This is a genomic window from Deferrisoma palaeochoriense (assembly GCF_054656955.1).
In genome coordinates this window covers 1-329 of the sequence record NZ_BAAHXI010000205.1, presented here as the reverse complement: position 1 = coordinate 329, position 329 = coordinate 1, and the positions used below count along the sequence as shown (strand labels likewise).

Here is a 329-nt window from a genome sequence, read left to right as displayed (position 1 = left end):
ACAGCCAGGCGGCATTTTCGGTTCCGCAGCTCGGGCATGGTTTCCAGCTCCGCCAATGCCTGCTGGGCCAGACTCCGGTGGGCGGCCTTGGCCCTTACCGCAAGGGCCTCGTACGCTTCGGCCGGCAGGTTACGGATCTGAAGGCTCGGCACGACGATCCTCCCGAAGCGGGGCATGGGGGTGAGCCGGCAGCATACCGCGTGAACATTGCATGCACAATGTGGCAACCGGGAAGGACCGCCTTGCCCGTTTTCGTCGTTGGCCGCTTGACCGTGCGGACGGTAGGACGCGTGGACGTGCGGACGGGCCAACTGCCGCCGCTTCCGAGA

At 66.3% G+C, this 329-nt stretch carries 1 protein-coding gene; it reads right to left on the bottom strand.

Annotated features, from left to right (window positions below):
* Nucleotides 1-176, bottom strand: a 176-nt coding sequence (locus ACYQ8L_RS18720; RefSeq protein ID WP_459943326.1) for a FitA-like ribbon-helix-helix domain-containing protein, incomplete at its 3' end; no start/stop codon positions are given.
* Nucleotides 177-329: the final 153 nt, after the last annotated feature.